25 protein-coding genes are annotated in these 21,163 nt (G+C 52.6%); 10 read left to right on the forward strand and 15 right to left on the reverse strand.

All coding sequences use genetic code 11. From position 1 onward, the window contains the following. Positions 1 to 6 precede the first annotated feature (6 nt). The 8 genes from NDQ72_15520 to NDQ72_15555 form a co-directional block, all read right to left on the reverse strand. A complete protein-coding gene (locus NDQ72_15520; GenBank protein ID WKD27446.1) occupies positions 7 to 978 on the reverse strand; it encodes a DUF368 domain-containing protein in 972 nt (323 codons plus the stop codon). After that, on the reverse strand, positions 975 to 1,652 hold the full coding sequence (locus tag NDQ72_15525; protein WKD27447.1) for a protein-L-isoaspartate(D-aspartate) O-methyltransferase: 678 nt from the start codon (positions 1,650 to 1,652) through the stop codon (positions 975 to 977). The genes NDQ72_15520 and NDQ72_15525 overlap by 4 nt, the downstream gene beginning before the upstream one ends. Beyond that, a complete protein-coding gene (gene surE / locus NDQ72_15530) occupies positions 1,639 to 2,385 on the reverse strand; it encodes a 5'/3'-nucleotidase SurE (protein WKD27448.1) in 747 nt (248 codons plus the stop codon). The genes NDQ72_15525 and surE overlap by 14 nt, the downstream gene beginning before the upstream one ends. A gap of 50 nt (positions 2,386 to 2,435) precedes the next feature. Continuing rightward, the gene (locus NDQ72_15535) at positions 2,436 to 3,476 is read right to left on the reverse strand and encodes a tRNA pseudouridine(13) synthase TruD (protein WKD27449.1); all 1,041 of its coding nucleotides are present in this window, start codon (positions 3,474 to 3,476) and stop codon (positions 2,436 to 2,438) included. Next, positions 3,469 to 3,957 carry a 2-C-methyl-D-erythritol 2,4-cyclodiphosphate synthase gene (ispF, locus tag NDQ72_15540; protein ID WKD27450.1) on the reverse strand — a complete coding sequence of 163 codons (489 nt, stop codon included), beginning with the start codon at positions 3,955 to 3,957 and terminating at the stop codon, positions 3,469 to 3,471. Before ispF ends, NDQ72_15535 begins: the two co-directional genes overlap by 8 nt. Further along, positions 3,957 to 4,673 (reverse strand): 2-C-methyl-D-erythritol 4-phosphate cytidylyltransferase, encoded by a 717-nt coding sequence (gene ispD, locus NDQ72_15545; GenBank protein ID WKD27451.1) that lies wholly within the window; start codon positions 4,671 to 4,673, stop codon positions 3,957 to 3,959. The genes ispF and ispD overlap by 1 nt, the downstream gene beginning before the upstream one ends. After that, entirely contained in the window at positions 4,670 to 5,023 is a 354-nt protein-coding gene (gene ftsB / locus NDQ72_15550; GenBank protein ID WKD27452.1) for a cell division protein FtsB, read from the reverse strand. Before ftsB ends, ispD begins: the two co-directional genes overlap by 4 nt. Positions 5,024 to 5,123: 100 nt before the next feature. Beyond that, the gene (locus NDQ72_15555; GenBank protein WKD27453.1) at positions 5,124 to 6,272 is read right to left on the reverse strand and encodes a GNAT family N-acetyltransferase; all 1,149 of its coding nucleotides are present in this window, start codon (positions 6,270 to 6,272) and stop codon (positions 5,124 to 5,126) included. 160 nt (positions 6,273 to 6,432) lie between these two features. On the opposite strand from NDQ72_15555, the gene NDQ72_15560 reads away from it, so the two are divergent. Beyond that, positions 6,433 to 7,788, forward strand: a complete 1,356-nt coding sequence (locus NDQ72_15560) for an aldehyde dehydrogenase family protein (GenBank protein WKD27454.1) — start codon at positions 6,433 to 6,435, stop codon at positions 7,786 to 7,788. Between the two features lie 196 nt (positions 7,789 to 7,984). Beyond that, complete coding sequence (locus NDQ72_15565) at positions 7,985 to 8,848, forward strand: MurR/RpiR family transcriptional regulator (GenBank protein WKD27455.1); 864 nt, start codon at positions 7,985 to 7,987, stop codon at positions 8,846 to 8,848. A gap of 21 nt (positions 8,849 to 8,869) precedes the next feature. On the opposite strand, the gene NDQ72_15570 is transcribed toward NDQ72_15565, so the two are convergent. Next, a complete protein-coding gene (locus tag NDQ72_15570) occupies positions 8,870 to 9,229 on the reverse strand; it encodes a RidA family protein (protein WKD27456.1) in 360 nt (119 codons plus the stop codon). Between the two features lie 71 nt (positions 9,230 to 9,300). Continuing rightward, positions 9,301 to 9,786: an Lrp/AsnC family transcriptional regulator gene (locus NDQ72_15575; protein ID WKD27457.1), complete on the reverse strand. Its 486-nt coding sequence runs from the start codon at positions 9,784 to 9,786 to the stop codon at positions 9,301 to 9,303. A gap of 218 nt (positions 9,787 to 10,004) precedes the next feature. On the opposite strand from NDQ72_15575, the gene NDQ72_15580 reads away from it, so the two are divergent. After that, complete coding sequence (locus NDQ72_15580) at positions 10,005 to 11,690, forward strand: 2-isopropylmalate synthase (GenBank protein ID WKD27458.1); 1,686 nt, start codon at positions 10,005 to 10,007, stop codon at positions 11,688 to 11,690. Here the strand turns inward: NDQ72_15580 and NDQ72_15585 are convergent. Then, the gene (locus tag NDQ72_15585) at positions 11,677 to 12,036 is read right to left on the reverse strand and encodes a TraR/DksA family transcriptional regulator (GenBank protein ID WKD27459.1); all 360 of its coding nucleotides are present in this window, start codon (positions 12,034 to 12,036) and stop codon (positions 11,677 to 11,679) included. The genes NDQ72_15580 and NDQ72_15585 overlap by 14 nt on opposite strands. An 18-nt stretch (positions 12,037 to 12,054) precedes the next feature. Further along, positions 12,055 to 12,909: a universal stress protein gene (locus NDQ72_15590; protein WKD27460.1), complete on the reverse strand. Its 855-nt coding sequence runs from the start codon at positions 12,907 to 12,909 to the stop codon at positions 12,055 to 12,057. Positions 12,910 to 13,078: 169 nt separating this feature from the next. Between NDQ72_15590 and crcB (NDQ72_15595) the strand changes: the two genes are divergently transcribed. From crcB (NDQ72_15595) to NDQ72_15605, 3 genes are read left to right on the forward strand one after another with little or no spacing between them, the layout of a single operon-like run. Next, the gene (crcB, locus tag NDQ72_15595; GenBank protein WKD27461.1) at positions 13,079 to 13,465 is read left to right on the forward strand and encodes a fluoride efflux transporter CrcB; all 387 of its coding nucleotides are present in this window, start codon (positions 13,079 to 13,081) and stop codon (positions 13,463 to 13,465) included. Next, on the forward strand, positions 13,462 to 13,848 hold the full coding sequence (gene crcB, locus NDQ72_15600; protein ID WKD27462.1) for a fluoride efflux transporter CrcB: 387 nt from the start codon (positions 13,462 to 13,464) through the stop codon (positions 13,846 to 13,848). Before crcB (NDQ72_15595) ends, crcB (NDQ72_15600) begins: the two co-directional genes overlap by 4 nt. Positions 13,849 to 13,861: 13 nt before the next feature. Continuing rightward, complete coding sequence (locus tag NDQ72_15605) at positions 13,862 to 14,836, forward strand: arsenic resistance protein (GenBank protein WKD27463.1); 975 nt, start codon at positions 13,862 to 13,864, stop codon at positions 14,834 to 14,836. A 50-nt stretch (positions 14,837 to 14,886) separates the two neighbouring features. Here NDQ72_15605 and NDQ72_15610 read toward each other — a convergent pair whose 3' ends face one another. Beyond that, positions 14,887 to 15,744 carry a universal stress protein gene (locus NDQ72_15610; GenBank protein ID WKD27464.1) on the reverse strand — a complete coding sequence of 286 codons (858 nt, stop codon included), beginning with the start codon at positions 15,742 to 15,744 and terminating at the stop codon, positions 14,887 to 14,889. A gap of 19 nt (positions 15,745 to 15,763) precedes the next feature. Further along, positions 15,764 to 17,254, reverse strand: coding sequence for a SulP family inorganic anion transporter (locus NDQ72_15615; GenBank protein WKD27465.1), 1,491 nt, complete (start codon positions 17,252 to 17,254; stop codon positions 15,764 to 15,766). 543 nt (positions 17,255 to 17,797) lie between these two features. Between NDQ72_15615 and NDQ72_15620 the strand changes: the two genes are divergently transcribed. The 4 genes from NDQ72_15620 to NDQ72_15635 all read left to right on the forward strand — a co-directional run bounded on the left by NDQ72_15620 (position 17,798) and on the right by NDQ72_15635 (position 20,379). Then, positions 17,798 to 18,811 (forward strand): isocitrate dehydrogenase, encoded by a 1,014-nt coding sequence (locus NDQ72_15620; protein WKD30420.1) that lies wholly within the window; start codon positions 17,798 to 17,800, stop codon positions 18,809 to 18,811. 97 nt (positions 18,812 to 18,908) lie between these two features. Further along, complete coding sequence (locus NDQ72_15625) at positions 18,909 to 19,478, forward strand: sigma-70 family RNA polymerase sigma factor (protein WKD27466.1); 570 nt, start codon at positions 18,909 to 18,911, stop codon at positions 19,476 to 19,478. Positions 19,479 to 19,496: 18 nt separating this feature from the next. Then, positions 19,497 to 19,706 (forward strand): zf-HC2 domain-containing protein, encoded by a 210-nt coding sequence (locus tag NDQ72_15630; GenBank protein WKD30421.1) that lies wholly within the window; start codon positions 19,497 to 19,499, stop codon positions 19,704 to 19,706. Next, complete coding sequence (locus tag NDQ72_15635; protein WKD27467.1) at positions 19,693 to 20,379, forward strand: DUF3047 domain-containing protein; 687 nt, start codon at positions 19,693 to 19,695, stop codon at positions 20,377 to 20,379. The genes NDQ72_15630 and NDQ72_15635 overlap by 14 nt, the downstream gene beginning before the upstream one ends. Positions 20,380 to 20,461: 82 nt before the next feature. On the opposite strand, the gene NDQ72_15640 is transcribed toward NDQ72_15635, so the two are convergent. Next, positions 20,462 to 21,112, reverse strand: a complete 651-nt coding sequence (locus NDQ72_15640) for a peroxiredoxin (protein WKD27468.1) — start codon at positions 21,110 to 21,112, stop codon at positions 20,462 to 20,464. Positions 21,113 to 21,163: the final 51 nt, after the last annotated feature.

Consider the following 21,163-nt stretch of genomic DNA (forward strand, 5'->3'; position numbering starts at 1 on the left):
GAAACCCTACTCCTTTTCAACGTCGCGCGCGTTTCCTATTGATCTATGTCCGGCATAGTGCACTGCGCGACGGTTTAATAACACCACCAATAGTGCGCCAACCACCATTAGTGCCACAACGCCTACCGTTTGTGCAGATGCACCAGACAATACCGCATAGTCACTAGGCAACAGATAACGATGAGCCAACGGGATCATTTGCCCATCAGGGCCAAGCTGATAACTTACCAGCTCTTTCCACGGCCATAACACGGGTAACGAGCCAACAATAAACCCGAGCAAAAGCTGTAGCGTAGAATCATGATGGCGACGCAGAAGCCACGACAGTAGTCGCGAGAATAACGCCAAACCAACAACACATCCCATGCCAAAGAGTATGATAATACCGATATCAAAGCTTCGAATAGCCCCTAAAATGGTGCCATAAAGTCCCATCGTAAGCAGCAAGAAGCTACCAGACACCCCTGGCAACAGCATGGCACTAATAGCAATACAGCCAGCTACCATGACTACCAGAGCTTCATTACCAATAAGTAACACCAGCGGCATCATACCTGGCAGCGACTTAGCCAACAGCAGCCCGCCAACCATTGGCAATAAATACCAAAATTTCCAACCTCTTCCCGCCTTGGCTACAACATACCCCGACGCGGCTACCAAACCGAAGAAAAACCCTTCAATCAGCAGCGGGTGCGCTTCCATTAGCCAAAGCGCAACATGAGCCACACTGAAAAGGCTAACCGCAACGCCAAGTAGCAGCGGCACTAAAAAGGCCAAATTCAAATGCTGAGCCAGCGCTAGCCAACCACCACGACGCCAAGCGATGAAGGCGCCGGGGCCAAACTGTTTGATGGTATTAATGAGTTCCTCATAAATACCGGTAATAAATGCGATCGTTCCACCTGAAACACCGGGCACCGCATCGGCTGCCCCCATCCCTGCGCCTTTTAAAAACAGCTCTACAAATCGACGCTTCAATCCACCACTCCTTGCAATAGAGGTACAAAACGTACGGGTTCGAGCCGACGCTTTTCAAAGGCACTACCAATGCGTTTTATTTGGGTGAGCCATTGGCTACCGTCTGGCTCTTCCAATGGAGCAATGAGTACACCATCATGGCTAAGCTGCTCCAATAAAGCTTCTGGCAGCGTTTGAGCACAAGCGGTTAACAAAATCACATCAAAAGGCGCAGCTTCTTGCCACCCCTCACCACCATCAGCCACTGCCAGCGTCGCTGGGGCATCAAGCCGCCAAAGCCGCTCTGCAGCGCGTTGATGTAATGCATAAATGCGTTCGACCGAGTAAAGCATTGGCACCAGCCGGGACAGTATCAGCGTTTGATACCCCGAACCGGTCCCCACTTCAAGCACACGCTTTGGATTAGCCCGCAGCACCAGCTCGGTCATGCGCGCAACCGTCAATGGTTGCGAGAGTGTCTGACCAAAACCGATAGGCAGCGCGGTGTCTTCATACGCACGATGCGCCAGCGCTTCATCAACGAACAAGTGCCTTGGCTCAACTGCCATAATATCGAGCACCCGTGCGTCTTGAATACCCTGCTGCTCAAGCCGCTCTACCATGCGATCTCGAGTCCGCTGAGAGGTCATGCCTCGTCCGCGCAGTTCGTTGGGCGAAAGCTCAGGCAAAAGCATCCAACCAGTCCTGCACGTCGCTGCGCGCGGGATGGCGCGTTAAGTCAGTTTGTAGTGGAGTAATTGATACATAACCTGCTTCGATAGCAGAGAAGTCGGTATCTTCACCATCATCGGCGTTAGCCGCAACTGGTGCTATCCAGAAGCGCGTACGACCACGCGGATCTTTTACGGGAACAGGTTTCTCTGCTGGTCCGCGGTAGCCTAAGCGGGTCACTCTGACGCCTTTAATTTCTTCCCACGGAACATCTGGCACGTTGACATTCAAGAGTGTGCGGGGTGGCAGCGATAGCTGATCGGCAGCACCGATTAAGCTGGCCGCCACTTTCGCTGCCGTCGCGAAATAGCGCTCACCACACAGCGACATGGCAATGGCAGTCATACCCAAATTGCGCCCTTCCATGGCAGCCGCCACAGTGCCTGAATAGAGTACGTCATCGCCAAGGTTGCTGCCGTGATTAATCCCCGAAATCACCAAGTCAGGACGCTCATCCCAGACGCCGTTCACGCCCAGATAAACACAGTCGGCAGGCGTACCGTCTACGCTATAAAAGCCATTATCTAACGCGGTTAAAGAAAGCGGACGAGAAAGCGTCAGCGAGTTACTGGCGCCGCTGCGGTCTCGATCGGGAGCAACCACACGTAAATTCGCATGGGCGACTAGCGCATCATGAAGTGCCCGCAAGCCCGGTGCATGGACACCATCGTCATTGGAAAGCAGCAGTCGCCGCATTAACGTCTCCTTTATGGATGCCTAGCAAAGATAAGCGCACGTTGAGCGCATTAAGCAAAATCCGGATGAGCAATTAACTCACTCACCACCGCCGTGGCAAAACTTCCCCGAGGTAAGGCAAATGAGAGTACCACGGCATTAGGTAATATCTCGATACTAGGCGAAATTAACCTTGCTCGCAGCGCCCGATGGGAGCGTTTCACAGCGCTTTTCACCAATCCCTCGCACAGCATTGGATGGCACGCTAACAGCCGTTTTTCGTAGTCTGCCACTTGATATTCGGCGAGTTCCCCGACGCCCCACAGGGCACCGGTTGGATGAATATCAAGCGCAGCAGCACGACCGATCAAGTCGTCGTCAACGGCATCAACGGTAAACACACTGTGCGTGCCATCCAGCATCAGCATATCGCCCGCTAGCGGCTGGCACCACGTTCCATCCGTCAAACGCTCGCTCAGCAACTCGTTAAACAAGAAACTACGCGCCGTGGAAAGCATCATGCCCTGGCGATCATCTCGCTTGCGCCAACCTTTCGCTAGAAGAGCTTCTGCACGCTGTAAATTCCGCCCTTCAGGCCCAAAACGCTGGGGTCCGAAATAGTTAGGCACACCGTGGCGACAAAGCGCCTCCCAGCGGTCAAAAAAATTCGGATGTTGAACCGCTTCGCCACTCAGCCGCAACGTAAAGTGGTTCGTGCTATGGACACCGCGCTTTAGCTTTCGGGGATGCCTTGCCTGGGCCAACACCGTAATACCCACTGCCGCTAATGATTCGCTCAAATCACTTGGCGCCTCGCGTCCGGGCAAATGCACGCTTAACCACTGCCGCGTTACTGCGACACGATCCTTCATCCCGGAGTAGCCCACATCTCGAAGTGTGACACCACAAAGGCGGCTGACGCTTTTTACCACATCTAACGTGGTTTGATGGCGCTTTTCAAGACGTAACCACAGGTGCTCACCATGATTTTCAGGCGTAAAGTCCAGCTGCTCGTCGACGACAAAATCTTCTGGCTGAACGCGATAGCAACCTGGGCTAGGGGCACCGAACTCAGCATCTAAGCAGCGCTGCCAAGCGGGTAAATTAAGCATTTAACGCCTCTTGGTGTTCAATCAACACCACTGCCTCAGCGGCGATACCCTCGCCTCGTCCGGTAAACCCAAGCCGTTCAGTCGTCGTGGCTTTAACATTGACCTGCCCAAGGCTAATACCTAAATCTTCAGCGATGACAGCGCGCATCGTATCAATATGCGGCGCCATTTTAGGCGCCTGCGCCATTAACGTGGCATCCAGGTTAACCACACAAAAGCCCTCTGCGTGAACCAGTTGAACCACGTGGCGCAATAAATGGCGACTATCTGCGCCAGCCCATGCTGGGTCGGTATCGGGGAAATGCCGCCCGATATCACCGAGCGCACAGGCACCCAGCAGTGCGTCACTGATAGCATGCAGCAACACATCGCCATCCGAGTGGGCAACAAAACCATGTTCGAAAGGCAGCTTAACGCCACCAATCATCAAATGGTCGCCAACGCCAAATCGGTGCACGTCAAATCCGTGGCCAATTCGCATTAACAACTCCTTTCAGATTCAGAGGATTGGGCTACTTGCGACGCCATGATAGCGGTAGCAAGGGCAAGGTCATCAGGATGAGTGATCTTGAGATTATCACGACGCCCACTAACCAGCTTGGGTGCCTGACCAAGCGCTTCAACAGCCGAGGCTTCATCCGTGACCACACAGTGATTAGCGACAGCGTATTCAAGGGCGCGCCGCAAAAGCGCATAACGAAAAGCTTGGGGTGTTAACGCATGCCACAGCCGATCCCGAGGCTCTGTCACGGCGCTTAATTGTTCGGCATTGGCCCGTTTCATGGTGTCAGCAACCGGCATTGCCAAGAGTGCGCCACTTGGGTGCTGCTGAGCAGCGTCATAAAGCGCCAGCAAATCAGATGATGTAATGCAGGGGCGCGCGACGTCATGCACCATCACCATATCTTTGTCTTGCGCTTTTATAGCGTGCAGCGCATTTAAAACGCTATCCATTCGCTCCGCACCACCCGCCACTCGTTGCCACTGGGGAAATGGCACCCATTCAGGTTTGAACCAATGATCATCACTATCCAGGCACAGCACAAGATGCGCAGTAGGGAAGGCTCGGTGTAGTCGACTAAGTGTATGGGCAAGAATGGGCTTTTCGCCTAGTGGCAGATACTGCTTAGGCTTATCAGCGCCCATTCGCTTACCTTGCCCTGCGGCGGGCACGATTAGCCACAACGAGTGACTCATTCGTTTGTGTCCTCGCTAGGCAAGTTTGGCTGAGTCACTAGCCCCGCATTGATGCCCACTAGCTCTGCTTCAATGGCAACACCCGGCACCCAAAAGAACTGCTCATCGCTACGCACCATGCCCATGTCACTACGCGCACGCTCTTCAATCGCATCCAGGCCGGTTTTTAGGTCGGTAACTTCAGCCGCTAACCGAGCATTGCGCTCTCGCATCGGCACATTGGCAGCCTCTTGAACGGCAACGCGCTCCTCTACCAGCTGCAAATCCTCCCAGCCACCATTACCTAGCCAAAGCTGGTATTGGAGAAGCCCCAATACAGCAAGCAGCGCAACCGTTAGCCATTTATGCATCACCGCATCCCTTTGTTTAGGCCTGAACGAGGCGCATTATGCCATCATGGGCTATTTCCAGCGAGTCACGCTTTATATAGCTGGCTTTATAAGGCGATTTTCATTTGAACGGTAATGCGTCGGTCGCCGCCTCACGATAGGCGCTGATATGGGCCCCCTCTTCTTGACAGAATTGCGCGACGCCGGCCGCTAGGCCTGGGTGTACAAGATAGTGCAGCGAACGTACCCGCTGGGGCGCAAAACCGCGCACCAGTTTGTGCTCTCCTTGAGTACCGGGGTCGAACAAAGAGAGTCCCTTTTCCAGACAAAATTCAATGCCTTGGTAGTAGCAGGCTTCGAAATGAAGACAGTCGGCAACCACCTCGCTTCCCCAATAGCGGCCGTATAAAGTGCTATCGCCACGAAAATAGAGAGCCGCGGCAACAGGCTGGCCGTTCAACAGCGCCTGAACCAATACAAGCGCTTCAGGCATCGAATGCCGTAATCGCTCGAAAAAAACGTCATTTAAGTAGGGAGGCCGTCCCCGCTCGTGGTATGTGATCGTGTAGCAGCGAAAGAAGTGCGCCATTGCTTCTTGTGTAATCGCCTCGCCCTCTAAACGCCGTAGCGTAAAACCTTGCTCGGCGACCAAGCGACGCTCACGTTTAATCATTTTGCGACGCTTCGATGTAAGGCTCGCCAGGAAGCCCTCAAAATCACCAAAGGTGCGATCTCGCCACTGGAACTGAACGCCTTCTCGGGCAATTAACGCTGGAAACTGGCGCTGCCAGGCATCCACTTCGTCATCTTGTGCAAACAGGAGGTGCCAACTCGATAACGCTTGTTCTTCACAGTGAGTTTGCCACGTCGCTGCTAATAACCCGCGAACATCCTCCGCGTTGGCATCATCGGCAATTAAAGTACGCGTACCAGGCACCGGGGTAAACGGAATGGCACTTAATGCCTTGGGGTAATAATGGCCGCCTGCTCGCTCCAGTGCATCGGCCCATCCCCAATCAAACACATACTCACCGTAAGAGTGGTGTTTGCGATACATGGGCAACGCGCCCACTAAGCGGCTATCTTGCCATACGCACAGATGGCAAGGCTCCCAGCCGGTCGCCTCGCAGACAGAGCCACTGCTCTCTAATGCATGCAAAAACGCGTGTCGTAGGAAAGGCTGGTCGCTACTCACCAGTGCGTCCCATTGGACGGCATCCACAGCGTCGATAGCGGGTAGCATAATGCATGACAGTGAGCGCGAAAGCATGATGCCTCCCGAGGCATATCGTTTAAATGGTGAAAGTGTGACCTTACCACCAACCAGACTGTCAGTGCTTTTGTTGATGCTGTCATTTCTATTTAGTGTGAGGTATTCAAGTAGCAGGACAAACGACTATTGTTATTAAGAATTAACTCAAGGAGCTGCCATGAAACGCGATTTAATGCGCCTGTTGCACACTCAGCGTCATGCGTCTGGCCAAGCGCCCTTCCCCTCATTAAGGTTACGACGAGAGCGCTTAGCCCGCCTTGCACGAATGACTAAGCATCACCAGCGGGAGATTATCCAGGCCATTCAAACTGACTTCGGCAAGCGTAGTGAGACAGAAATACGCTTAGCGGAGATTAACGCGGTGCTGCATGCCATTCGTCATACACGGCGACACCTCTGGCATTGGATGCACCCATACGCTGCCAACATGCCATGGCGTTTATGGCCCGCCCGCGCCCGCATCGCTCCTCAGCCACTTGGCGTGGCTGGTATTATGTCGCCCTGGAACTACCCCTGGAGCTTAGCACTGATGCCCGCTATTGATGCTGTCGCAGCGGGCAATAGCGTCATGATCAAGCCCAGCGAGTACGCCCCCAATACCAGCGCCCTGCTGGCTAAGCTGGTACCGCAGTACTTTACCGATGAAGAAGTATGCGTTGTTGAAGGTGGCCCAGAGATAGCAAAAGCGTTTAGCGCACTACCTTTTGATCATCTGGTTTTCACCGGCTCGACGGCGGTGGGCCGCCAAGTTGCACTTGCCGCTGCCGAGCAGTTAACCCCGGTGACGCTTGAACTGGGTGGAAAATCACCCGCTATCGTGGCGAGTGACGCTGATCTGGATCGTGCAGCCGCCTCAATTATATTTGGCAAGGGAATGAATGCCGGCCAGACCTGCATTGCGCCGGATTATGTGCTTGTAGAAAGCCGCCACCTGGAAGCCTTTATTCAGGCGCTAAGTCGAGCTATCGAACAGCAGCGCCCCAACGATAAAGAGGCCACAGGCTTTGTCAGCCCCCACCATCAGCAGCGCAGTGAACGGCTGATAGCACAAGCGAGAGATCACGGCTGCCGCATCATCGATATCGGGCAACACGCACCAGCGCTCGTTATTGATCCAACCCAAAACCTTGAGCTGATGCAAGAGGAAATATTTGGCCGTGCACTACCGCTTATCAGCGTTAAAAACATCGACGACGCGATTACCTTTGTGAATACCAGGCCTCACCCACTGGCACTTTATGCCTTTACCGACGACAAAACACTTCAGGCAACTTTACGCCACACCACTCGCTCTGGTGCGCTGGTATTTAACGAAACGCTGCTTCATCACGCGGTTGCCTCGCTGCCCTTTGGTGGCGTTGGCGAAAGCGGCATGGGGGCTTATCACGGTCGCCATGGTTTTGAACGATTCAGCCATTTACGAGGTGTTTTTTATCAATCAAAACGGGCCTCTAGCTCACTGATAAGGCCGCCTTATAAACGCTGGCTATTAAAATTACTCAGGATTGGCTAAAGCTGATTAATAACAGCCTACCATCGGTTCCGAAGCTCCTTTGCCCGGAGACTAAACGGGGCTAGGCAATCGTTTAGCGACGGAGTTTATTCCCCTAGCCGAAGCGAGTGGTGATATTCTTTTAGCCAACGCTTTTTTATTTGGTGCAACGAATTAGGCACCCAACGTGCAAAAAATATTGCCATGGAGGCTATTGATGGCGCATGACCTGCTTGACCGCTTACGCGAACGCTTAGAAGAATTAAACCGCTCAGAACGCAAAGTTGCCAATGTCATCCTGGAGGACCCAGCAGTAGCCACCAGCTTGAGCATTGCAAGCCTTGCCCAAGCGGCCAGCGTCAGCGAGCCTACGGTCAACCGGTTCTGCCGCAACTTCGGCGCCAAAGGCTACCCCGATTTTAAAATCAAACTTGCCCAAAGCCTCGCAGGCGGAACGCCCTATGTGACGCGAGCTGTCGAGCCTGGCGATACAGCAACGCAGTATACCCATAAGATTTTTGGCGCGACGATTGCCGCCCTGGACGAAGCCCAGCGTGAGGTCGATATGGCCGCCGTTGAGCGCATGGTTGATTATCTTACTCAAGCAAAACAGATCCATTTCTTTGGCTTGGGTGCTTCAGGTGCCGTCGCCCAGGATGCCCAACACAAATTCTTCCGCTTTAACTTGCCCGTCATGGCCTATGTAGATGTGCTGATGCAGCGCATGGTGGCCGCCGCCTGTCATACCGGTGACGTAGTGGTGATTATCTCGTACACAGGCCGCACCAGAGAACTGGTCGATATCGCACGCGTTGCTCGCGAAGCAGGCGCCGTGGTACTAGGGATCACCGCCCCTAACTCGCCGCTTTCTTTGGAATGTACTTCGACTCTCGAAGTTGCCACCCCCGAGGACACCGACCACTATATGCCCATGACCTCGCGGATGATTCAACTAACGCTGATCGATGCCTTAGCCACTGGGGTTACCCTAAGGCGCGGCGAAGACTTCCTACCGCACCTGAAGAAAATCAAAGATAGCCTGCGCGATACCCGCTTTCCTGTGGAAAAGGCAGGTAAGTAATCAGTAAGACAGCCGGATACCTTAACTGCTGACGGCAGTGGTAACGGTAATTTCTACTTTTAACTCATCAGCAGGCAACGGCGCGCATACACAGGTGCGTGCCGGTGCATAGCCTTCAGGCACCCAGGCATCCCACACCTCATTCATTGCAGTAAAATCATTACCGTCTTTAAGATAGATAGTCGCGCTCAGTAGCTGCTCGCGGCTGGAGCCAATTTCTTTTAGCAAGGCATCAACCCGCGCCAACATACTCTCGGTTTGCTCCTTAATTCCTTCGTGGCGCGCTTCAGGACCGCTTACCTGACCACACAAATAGGCCACACCTTGATGAATAACGGCACGGCTCATACGGGCTTTTGTATCATGGCGCTGAATTGTCATGGTTCAATCTCCTGGGTAAGACAAAAAAAGCAGTGTAAACCGCCACCGCTTCGTTGCCTATGCCTTCTTAATCAAGCGCGCTCCGTAGGCACAGGACGATGCTCAAAGACTCGTCGCAAAACAAAGCTGGTGTGGGCTCCGGTGACGCCTTCAATACGGTTGATCACGTGCAGTAAAAGGTGCTGATAGTCGTCCATATCCCGCACTAGAATCTTGAGCTGAAAATCTGCCGCTTGGCCGGTGATAATCAAACACTCAATCACGTTGGGGATTTTACGAATATGACGTTCGAAGTTATCAAACCGTTCGGGAGTATGTTGGTCCATTGAAATGTGCAGCAACACCATCAGTTGATAGCCTAGCTGTCGCGCATCAACATCGGCCCGATATTGGGTAATTAAGCCGTGCTCCTCTAGCGCACGCACCCGGCGCAAGCAAGGTGAAGGGGAAAGCCCGATGCGCTCGGCTAACTCCTGGTTACTAATCCGCCCTTCCTGCTGTAACACATTCAGAATGTGGCGATCAAAACGATCAAGTTCAAGCGGCACGACAGGCATAACAAGCAGCTCCTACCAATAAAAAATAACAATACGATATTTATTGCCAATTATTGGCGATAGAACCACATTTTCGCAATAACCTTTCGCCTTACTTCAAGTAAACTGTATTGACTGTCACAAGCAGTCCCTACACGGTGTCTTACCCAGACACCTGTTAACGCGGCTTACGCCACAAGCGGCCGCCCAACTAACTCACTGCCTTCAGGAAACTCACCATGTCTGCTTTTGATCATCGCAAATACCGCCCTGCTCCGCGTGTTCCCGCGTTCAACCGCCAATGGCCTGACCGCGACCTAACTCAAGCGCCCATTTGGCTAAGTGAAGACCTACGCGATGGCAATCAGGCGCTATTAGAGCCGATGACGGTTGAGCAAAAGCAGCGCTTTTGGCAGCAGATTATTAAAGTGGGTATTAAAGAAGTGATGGTGGGCTTTCCCTCGGCTAGCCAACCAGACTACGACTTTGTCCGCTGGCTAATTGAAGAAGACCAAATTCCAGACGATGTCACTATTGCGGTACTCGTGCAGTGCCGTGAACACTTAATCGAGAAAACCTTTGCATCGCTGACGGGCGTCAAGCGCGCCATTATTCACCTGTATAACTCCACTTCGACCATCCAGCGCGAGCGGGTGTTTGAGATGGATAGAGATGGCATTACCGATATTGCCGTGCAAGGCGCTACCTGGGTGAAGACCTATGCTGCCCAACACCCAGATGCTGACTGGCGTTTCCAATATTCGCCGGAAAGCTTCTCTAGCACTGAAATCGATTTTTCACTGGCCATCTGCGAAGCCGTGATGGATGTCTGGCAGCCAACGCCTGACAACAAATGCATCCTCAACTTGCCCACCACGGTAGAAGTTGCGGGACCGCATCATCATGCTGACCAGATTGAATACTTTTGCCAGCACATTAGCCGTCGCGACAGCGTGATTATTTCGGTACATACCCACAACGACCGCGGTGGCGCAGTCGCCTCAGCAGAATTGGCACTGTTGGCGGGAGCTGACCGCGTCGAAGGCACGTTACTGGGTAACGGCGAGCGCACCGGCAATATGGATATTGTCACCTTGGCGATGAACCTGTACAGCCAAGGCATCGACCCGCAGCTGGATCTTTCTAACCCGGACGAGATCGTTCAGGTGGTGCATGAGTGTACTGGTATTACTATGCATCCGCGCCATCCCTGGGTCGGCGAGATGGTGTATACCGCGTTTTCTGGCAGCCACCAGGATGCTATTCGTAAATCCCTCAAGCATCAAAAGCCCGACGAGCCGTGGCAAGTGGCTTACCTACCCATTGACCCGCATGATATTGGCCGCGACTACCAAGCCGTTATCCGGGTGAATAGTCAATCTGGCAAAGGCGGCATGGCCTTTTTGTTGGAGCGAGACTACGGCATTAATTTACCGCGTTGGATGATGCTGGCCCTTGCTCCTTACGTGCAACAAGAGAGCGAGCGCCGCAACGGCGAGCTTTCCAGTGAAATCATTCGCCAAGTGATGTTTGATAATTTCACTCAGGATGCGCCACTGGCATTGGCCGATTACCGGCTATCAAAAGGCCAGCACGAGGGAATAGAAATAACCCTTTGGCAAGGCTCTGAAACACTGCGCTTGTCAGGTACCGGCAACGGCGCCATGTCATCCTTCACTGATGCCTGGAAGAAGCATTCGGGCAGCCATGTAGCCATTATTGACTACAGTGAGCACTCCTTGGGTGGCGACAGCGAAGCCAATGCGATTGCCTTTGTGCAGCTGAATATTGATGGACAACGACTTTGCGCTGTGGCCGAAGATAGTGACACCGTTAGCGCATCGCTGAAGGCGCTGCTGTCAGGCATTAATATGGCGCAGGCCACCAAGCAGCATCAGCAGAAAGACGCTGCTATTGAGGCCTAAGCGCTTGCTCAGCACATTCGATACATTTCAGCACTAGCGGGTCCCAGGTGAGGCGTTTGGCACCAATCCATTCGCCACACTCGATGCACTCGCCAAAGTTCTCTTGCTCAATACGCTGCAAGGCGCCGCTGATACGCTTAAGCGTCATTTGGCGGCGCTGCTCTTCTGCCTTTGCCATGGCTTGACCCTGCAGCGCATCCATACGTGACAGCCGCCCTACCGACGTTTGATCAAGTACCACCGTCTCTCTTGAAGACGCGCTTTCAATGCTCTCTTCTCGCAAAGAAACCTCTAGTGCTAACAGCTTTTGGCGTATCGCGACTATGTCTACCTCAGGGTGGTTCATCTGCGTCTCCTAGTGGCCTCAGCGCAGAATCAGCACCGGCAAATGGGCATTGCGTAGCATGGCGGTCGTCGTACTGCCTACCAGCAAGTGACGAATACGCGAATGGCCATAGGCACCCATGACCAACAGGTCAATACCGTGCTCCTGCTTGTAAGCGCGCAAGGTTGCTTCCACTTCGCCAGCGCGAATTGCGCCTTCAGCGTGGTGGCCTGCAGACTCAAGGACATCGATTGCCCACTCAAGCTGTGATCGATTTTCTGCCGTCTCAGCACCCACGATCACGACATGGCAGGCAGCACCTGCAAAGAGCGGGCTTTTGGCCAGCATCTCAATGCCTTTGCGAGCCGTTTTGCTGCCATCAAACGCCATCATCACGTTTTTCGGCTGCGTAAACTGCTTAGGCACCATCAATAGTGGGCGATGCATCTCACGCACAACGCGTTCAAGGTTAGAGCCGAGATGGCCACTGGTTTGATGCGCAGTTTCGCCACGCTTGCCTAGTACCAGTAAGCGCATCTCCTTTTCGTTCTCAACCAAGGTCTCTACCAACGTTCCGTTACGCTGAAGGCAGAGTGGATCAGTAATACCAGCTTCAATTGCACGTGCTTTTGCCGCATCGAGCATATAGCGCCCCTGCTCACGGGCAACTTTCGCGCGCTGTTCTTCAATATCAGAAAGCTTTTCAAGCAGATGCTCTCGGGTCCCTAAACCTAAATTACCGGTTAGATCAGGCTCTGCCACCTGGGCGTGGTTATCCAGGGTATGAATAAAGCTTAATGGCGCACCAAGTGCCTTGGCGGCCCAGACAGCATAATCACAGATACTTTCTGAATACTGAGACCCATCAATAGCGGCGAACACGCGATCAGACATAAAAGCGACTCCTTGAGCGGATGCGTTAAGATTTTTATTATTCTCACTCTTTTTTACACGAACTTATTGACCAGCGACACCTTAACGCGTTCTTTGTGTTCACCCCTATCGTTATAGGGTAGGTGGTACACTTAGCAGCCTATCAACGCGGCCAGTTAAAGGAGTTACGATGGGGCATGGTATCGCGAGCATGCTACTGGTAGCACTTGGCGGCGCATTGGGCGGCATGGGTCGCTATGCCGTTTCTAACCTTATGGCCCACCTGCTGGGCAAAACCTTCCCCTGGGGTACCTTACTGGTGAATGCCAGCGGTGCGTTTATAGCGGGCGGACTTCTTGGTTACTACGGCGTGCCAACCACACAGCCGCTGTGGCTATTTACTGTTGCAGGCTTGCTAGGTGGCTACACCACCGTTTCTTCATTTAGCTTACAAACTATTGAGCTATGGCAAAGTGGCCAAGCGCTGCGTGCCGCCTTAAATATTGCCGCTACCCTAGTGCTCGGCATGGTGATGGCCATGCTCGGTTGGCTGTTAGCTAAGGGGTTGTTGCTATGAACTGGCGAGCTTACCTAGCCGTCGGGATTGGTAGCGGGCTTGGCAGTGCCCTTCGCTACGGGGTATCTCTCGTGTCTTTGGCAGCATTTGGTGGCTATTTCCCCTGGGGCACGCTGCTGGTTAACGTGCTGGGTTCTGGGATCATCGGTTGGATTGCCGCTACCTCCTCACGTTTTCCGAACGGCAAGCTTGCGCACTGGCAGCCGCTGTTAGTGGCCGGTTTTTGTGGCGGTTTTACCACGTTTTCACTCTTTAGCCTGGAAACATTGCACCTTATTCAACAGGGGCTTTCTGGGCTAGCGCTGCTTTATGTACTTATCAGCCTACCGCTTTGGTTACTGGCGGCCTGGCTAGGAGAACGCATAGCGCTTTCTCGTCTATAACCGTAGGTATTTTATGCGCGAGCAGTTAGAGCGACAGCAGTCCTGGCTTTACCTAGGGTTTATCTGCTTAGGGCTTACGTTGGGTCTGATAGCTCCCTTACTAGCGTCATCACTTGAGCAGCTGCTATGGCCGCTCCTCGGCATACTGCTCTACGCCACCTTTACTCAGATACCGCTATTACATATCAAGCAAAGCGTTATCGATAAAGGCTTTATGGCAGCGCTGCTGATTGGCAACTTCATTATCATTCCTGCGCTACTGGGGGTGTTGGTGCTAGGTCTTTTAGTAGTGGGGCTACCACTTCCCCCACCGGTGATGGCTGGTGTTTTGCTAGTGCTACTGATGCCCTGCACAGACTGGTTTATTACTTTCACGCACTTAGGCAAAGGCGATGCCGCCCGCGCTGTTGCGGCAACGCCACTGCTGCTGCTCATCCAAATGGTCGCATTGCCCGTTTATTTGTGGCTATTTTTAGGCGGCGAGTGGTTTCAGTTAACCTTTTCTACCAACCTTCTCAGCGCATTTGCTGGCTTAATCATGCTTCCTTTGGGATTGGCATGGCTGACGGAATTAGCTGCCCAGCGCTACCATGTCATTAACCAAGCCTCTGGGTATCTTGGCTATCTACCAATACCGCTACTTGCGCTGGTAGTGCTAGTCATTGCCGCGTCGCAGGTGAATAGCGTGCTAGGGCTTAGCCATGTGCTGTGGCAGGTTGTGTTTATCTTTATTGGCTTTTTAGTCATCGCTGGGTTGTTGGGTAAAACGTTAGGCAGCCTATTCAAACTACCGCCTGCCAGCGCCCGAACACTTGCCTTTAGTTTTGGCACGCGCAATTCGTTTGTCATGTTGCCCATTGCGCTTACCCTGCCCAATGGATGGCAAGCCGCGGTAGTCGTTATTGTTTTTCAATCGCTAGTGGAGTTATTTGGCATGATAGCGTTGATACGCTGGGTGCCCGGCAAGCTAATTCTGAGCCAGCTATAAAAAACGCCGGCCCCTTAGCGTGGTGACCGGCGTTAAAGTGTACGTATTGATTAACGCAATATCAGTACCGGAATTCGGCTACCGCGTAACATCGCTGTGGTGGTACTGCCGACCAGCAAGTGGCGAATACGCGAGTGGCCATAAGCGCCCATCACTAGAAGGTCGATCGCATGCTCCTGCTCGTACGCTTGCAAGGTGTCGTCTACCTCACCGGAACGGATGGCGCCTTCGGCTTGGTGGCCAGCATCACGTAGCGTAGTCAACGCCCAATCAAGCTCGCTGCGATGCTCAGCGGTTTCAGCACCCACAATCAGCACATGGCATTCGGTACCTGCAAATAACGGCGAGCGTGCCAGCATTTCCACCCCTTTACGGGCAGTTTTGCTACAATCAAACGCAATCAGCACCCTTTCAGGCTGCTTAAAGGCTTTGGGCACCATGAGAATTGGGCGATGCATTTCACGCACCACACGCTCAAGGTTAGAACCTAGGTGGCCGCTAGCGTGGTGAGCGGTTTCACCACGCTTGCCTACCACCAACAAACGTATGTCTTTCTCTAGCTCTACCAAGGTTTCGACCAGCGTGCCGTTAAGCTGGCGAATAATGGGATCAGCGACCCCATCTTCTACTGCCCGTGCCTTGGCCGCTTCCAGCATGAGCTTGCCTTGTTCACGGTTTACCTTAGCGCGCTGTTCATCAAGCTCAGAAAGCTCTTTCATCAAGCGCTCGCGGGCACCAAATTTTAGGTTACCCGACAAATTTTGCTCTGCTGGCACATCAGAATGATTATCCACCACATGCACAAAGCTAAGCGGCGCATTTAATGCCAAGCTTGCCCAAGCGGCGTAGTCACAGACGCTTTCTGCATACTGGGAGCCGTCAATCGCGGCGAGTACGTGTTCAGTCATATCGCTCTCCTTGCGGTGGTTAGTGACCGCCCATTAGCTTTTCAACCGCTTCTGGGTCGTTGTGTACCGCGTAACGATCTACCACGGTGGCACTGGCTTCACTCAAGCCCACCAGCTCCACCTCAGTTCCTTCACGACGGAACTTAATCACCACGCGGTCCAGTGCTTGAACAGCGGTAATATCCCAGAAGTGGGCACGGGAAAGGTTGATGGTGACCTTATCGATGCTCTCTTTAAGATCGAAGGCCGCAATAAAACGCTCAGAAGAGGCAAAGAACACTTGGCCAACCACTTGGTATTCACGCTCTTTACCGGCCTCTACTTCTTTCGAGCCGATATACAGGATGTTGCCGACTTTATTAGCAAAGAACATCGCCGCCAGCAGTACACCAACAAAGACACCAATCGCTAAATTGTGCGTCCCCACAGTCACCGCCACTGTGGCTAGCATAACGATATTGGTACTCACCGGATGTTTTTTAAGGTCGCGAATCGACTCCCAGCTAAAGGTGCCAATCGATACCATAATCATCACCGCTACCAGCGCTGCCATAGGAATCTGCGAGACCCAATCAGCGAGAAAGACCACCATCAACAACAGAACAACACCAGCGATAAGCGTTGAGAGCCGAGTCCTGCCACCGGATTTTATGTTGATGACTGACTGACCAATCATTGCACAGCCTGCCATACCGCCCAGTAAACCCGATCCGATATTAGCGATACCCTGACCTTTACACTCACGGTTTTTATCGCTGGGTGTATCCGTTAAGTCATCAACAATAGTGGCTGTCATCATAGATTCCAGAAGGCCCACCACCGCCAGCATGATGGCGTAGGGAAAAATGATCATTAGCGTTTCTAAATTAAGTGGCACGCTAGGCCATAAGAACATTGGCAGTGTATCGGGCAGTTCGCCCATATCACCTACCGTGCGTATATCCATGCCGCTTACCATATACACCCCGGTAAGCACCACGATGCATACCAGAGGAGAAGGGACCGACTTTCCAATCGCCGGCAAGTACGGGAAGAGATAGATAATGCCTAAGCCTGCTAGCGTCATGGCATACACATGCCACGTTACATTAGTTAACTCAGGCAGTTGCGCCATGAAGATTAATATCGCTAGGGCATTCACGAAGCCGGTGACCACCGAACGGGATACAAAACGCATCAGCTCTGCAAGTTTTAAGTAGCCTGCGATAATCTGTAATACCCCAGTCAATAGCGTGGCCGCCAGTAAGTACTCCAGGCCATGTTCGCGAACTAAGGTAACCATCAGTAGCGCCATCGCACCGGTAGCTGCTGAAATCATACCTGGGCGACCACCAGTAAAGGCGATCACTACTGCGATACAAAATGAGGCGTATAGGCCCACTTTTGGATCAACACCCGCAATTATCGAAAATGCAATGGCTTCAGGAATCAGTGCAAGCGCCACGACAATCCCCGCAAGGGTGTCGCCCTTGAGGTTTGAGAGCCAAGATTGTTTAAACTTTTCGTACATGCGAAGGGTCCACGGTTAAGGATTTAAGATTGGCCAAAAGCGGGCAGACAACGCCGCCAAGCATTGGCACGCTGAGGCTGTAACACTTTTTATTGTGAAGATAAGCTGGCGTTGGGTACCTAAAAAGTCACGTACTGCATGAGATGAGCACGGCTAATTTTAAGTACCACAAAGCAATGACAGCGCGATGAATGCACAGCCATTACCTTAACGAAGGCAGGAAGCTAGGGCGGAGTCATCAGCCCAGAAAAGATGTGAGTAAATGCAGTCATAAGTAATATTCTGTACGGTTGCAATAAGCAAGGTGCGACAAAGCGCAGCATTCTAACAGCATCACAGTCGCATTGCATCTCACGCCACTCTGGTAGCCCACACCGTGATACGCGCTGACACGCCCCCACCTCTACTTAGGCAGGGTGACCTCGCGACTGATTGTGGCGTACCATTGCGCCACCAGAAACGATGACAATTGCCAACGTTTTATGTTGAAGCGGCACACATAGTCACGTGCCGAATATGCCCGCCAAAGAGGAGAAATAGATGATGAGTCAGTCAATTGCGGTGATTAAAGGCGACGGTATCGGCCCAGAAATTATGGATGCCACCCTGCGCGTGCTTGATGCGCTGGAGTGCGGTCTGAATTATGAGTTTATCGATGCTGGCCTGGCGGCGCTTGAAAAACACGGCACGCTGATTCCTCAAGAATCGCTTGATGCCATCGAGAAGTACGGTATTGCCCTGAAAGGCCCGCTGACCACTCCCATTGGCAAAGGTTTCTCCTCCATCAACGTGCAGCTGCGTCGTCATTTTGACTTGTACGCCAACGTGCGCCCGGCGATTAGCTTCCCCGGTACGCGTTCGCGTTACAACGATATCGATATGATTACCGTGCGGGAAAACACCGAAGGTGCCTACCTCTCTGATGGCCAAGAGATGATTGACGATGGCAATACCGGCATTTCAGTCATCAAGGTAACCCGCCAGGGTTCCGAACGCATTGTGCGCTATGCATTTGAGCTAGCAAAAAATAACGGCCGTAAAAAAGTCACCGCTGTACATAAAGCTAACATCATTAAAACCAGCTCTGGCCTGTTTTTGGATGTCGCTCGGGAAGTCGCCAAAGAGTATCCCGAGATCGAATTCCAGGAAATGATTGTAGATAACGCCTGCATGCAGTTGGTGATGAATCCGCACCAGTTCGATGTCGTTGTCACCACCAACCTGTTTGGCGATATTCTTTCTGACCTATGTGCTGGGCTAGTTGGCGGGTTAGGCTTGGCGCCCGGTGCTAACATCGGCGAAAAGGCTGCTATTTTTGAAGCAGTTCACGGTTCAGCACCGGATATTGCCGGACAAAAAATCGCCAACCCTTGCGCCCTGCTGTTAGCAGCCGCCCAAATGCTTGACCACTTAGGCATGAACGAAAAAGGCGACGCTATTCGTCACGGAATTCGCGCGGTGCTGGAGACACGCCGCGATATGGTGACACCCGACATGGGCGGCACTGGCACAACCGATACATTTGCCCAAGCGCTCGTAGAGCACTTAACCGCTTAACTGTTTAGGTGCTTTTCCCGTCACCGCAACGCATTTTACGCGGTGATGGGATCCTTGAGCTTTAAGTCTGACTTTTCTTAGCTTAGGGAAGCTCACATTGCCTATCTCCTCACAGCAAGCTGCCGAACACTTCAGTCATATACGCCCCCGCCTGCTTGCATTTGCACGCTTGCAGCTTAGGGAGAGTGCTGCCGCTGAAGATGCCGTTCAGGAAACGTTGCTCACCGCGTTTGAAAAAACCAGTTCATTTGAAGGACGCTCAGAATTTGAAACCTGGGTATTTGGCATCTTGAAATTTAAGATACTTGACCATCTGCGCCAGCAGAAAAAACAGGGGCGCTGGCAGCCGCTAAATGACTCAATCGACGAGGACACGTTAGACCGGCTATTCAAATCAAATGGGCATTGGCAGCCCAGCGCCCGCCCGCACGACTGGGGGGAGCCTGAGTATATTTTAGAGAACCAGCGCTTCTGGCAAGTGTTCGATGCCTGTTTAATAGCGCTACCCGACAGTATCGCGCGCGTATTTACCTTACGAGAGCTGATGGGATTATCGACACAGGATATTTGTAAGGAACTCGATATAACAGAAACTAACTGCTGGGTTATCTTACACCGAGCACGGTTAAGGTTAAGAGCGTGCTTGGATAATGGCTGGACTCAGTAGGAGCCAATAAAGATGCTAATGTGCCGTGAAGCAACACGCTTGATATCACTTAAGCAAGATAGAGCACTCACTTTTCGCGAACGTACTGCACTACGCATACATCTCTCTATGTGCAGCGCCTGCCGCGCCTGTGGCCGCCAATTTGACCTGCTGCACAAAATAGCTGAGCACCACCCTGCTGTACCAAAAAACTCGACAGAAAGCGGTGGTCGTTATGAGCCTCACTAGTGCTTTTCCCATCAAAGGAACAGCATTAGCTAGCCTATTTTTCAGCCCGTTATTGTTCACAACCGCTAGCGGGCAAGAGATACGCTTTACACCCAATCAAATCATGACTTGGCCTATCCGAAGTTTCGAAGGCGAAACACGCTATTCCATTGTTGAGAAATCAGGCCAACGAGTACTTGAAGCCAATGCTCAGGGCCAGGCCTCTGCACGCTACCTGGAACGCGATATTGATTTAAATGCAACGCCCTATCTTCACTGGTGCTGGCAAGTAGACTCAATCTATCCGGGCGTTGATGAAACAACGAAAGCGGGCGATGACTATCCAGCACGGGTTTATGTGGCGCGTAAGACGGGGATTCTTCCCTGGCAGGTCGAATCGGTTAACTATGTCTGGTCCTCTACCCAACCTCAGGGTGCCTCGTGGCCAAATGCCTTTACTGACCGAGCACAACTGATGGCGCTGCAAAGTGGCAATAGCGCAGTTGGGGAGTGGGTGGCAGAAGTACGCGATGTCCGTGCTGACTACCAAGCTCTTTTTGGCAGCGCTCCTAGCGAAGTCAACGGTATCGCCTTAATGAGTGATGGTGATAATACAGGCGGCAACGCCACCGCTTGGTTTACCCAACTAGGCTTCTCCAGCACGCTCACTCCACCCGCATGTCCTTCCCCCTAGCAATAAAAAAAAACCGCTAACCGGTGGCTAGCGGGGGAGGTATTGCGTGGGCTTCTGAAACGAAACAGCTACCCTTTAGTAATTAGCGCAATTTCGTTTTACGCAGGTACGGCAGAACAGCGTCAAACTCACCGAACTTCTGCTTGGCATCTTCATCAGACACGCTCGGCGGAATAATAACGTCCTGACCAACGGTCCAGTCAGCAGGTGTTGCAACGCCATGTTTTGCCGTGGCTTGCAGTGCATCCAGCGCACGCAGAATTTCTGCGAAATTACGGCCAACCGTCATCGGGTAGGTCATCGATAGCTTCAACTGCTTATCCGGCCCGATAATGAACACCGAGCGTACCGTTGCGCTATCAGCGGGGGTGCGGCCATCTGGCAGATAAGCATCTTCTGGCAGCATATCGAACAGTTTGGAAACCTTTAGGCCTTCATCGGCAATAATGGGGAAGCCAACCTTATTGCCGCAAACTTTCTCGATATCGCTTGCCCAGCGTTTGTGGTCTTCAACGCCATCCACAGAGACGCCAATGACTTTGGTGCCGCGCTTTTCCCATTCAGGGCTCAGCGTTGCCACTGCGCCGAATTCTGTGGTGCAGACCGGGGTGAAATCTTTAGGATGAGAAAAGAGGATCGCCCAGCTATCGCCGATCCAGTCGTGAAAATGAATCGGGCCTTGGCTAGTTTCTGCTTCGAAATCAGGCACTACCGCATTGATACGTAATGACATCGTTCCTCCTCATTAGGGTCAAGTGACCTTAATACCTTATATGACTTTCAA

The organism is Halomonas sp. KG2 (assembly GCA_030440445.1).
Lineage (GTDB): Bacteria > Pseudomonadota > Gammaproteobacteria > Pseudomonadales > Halomonadaceae > Vreelandella.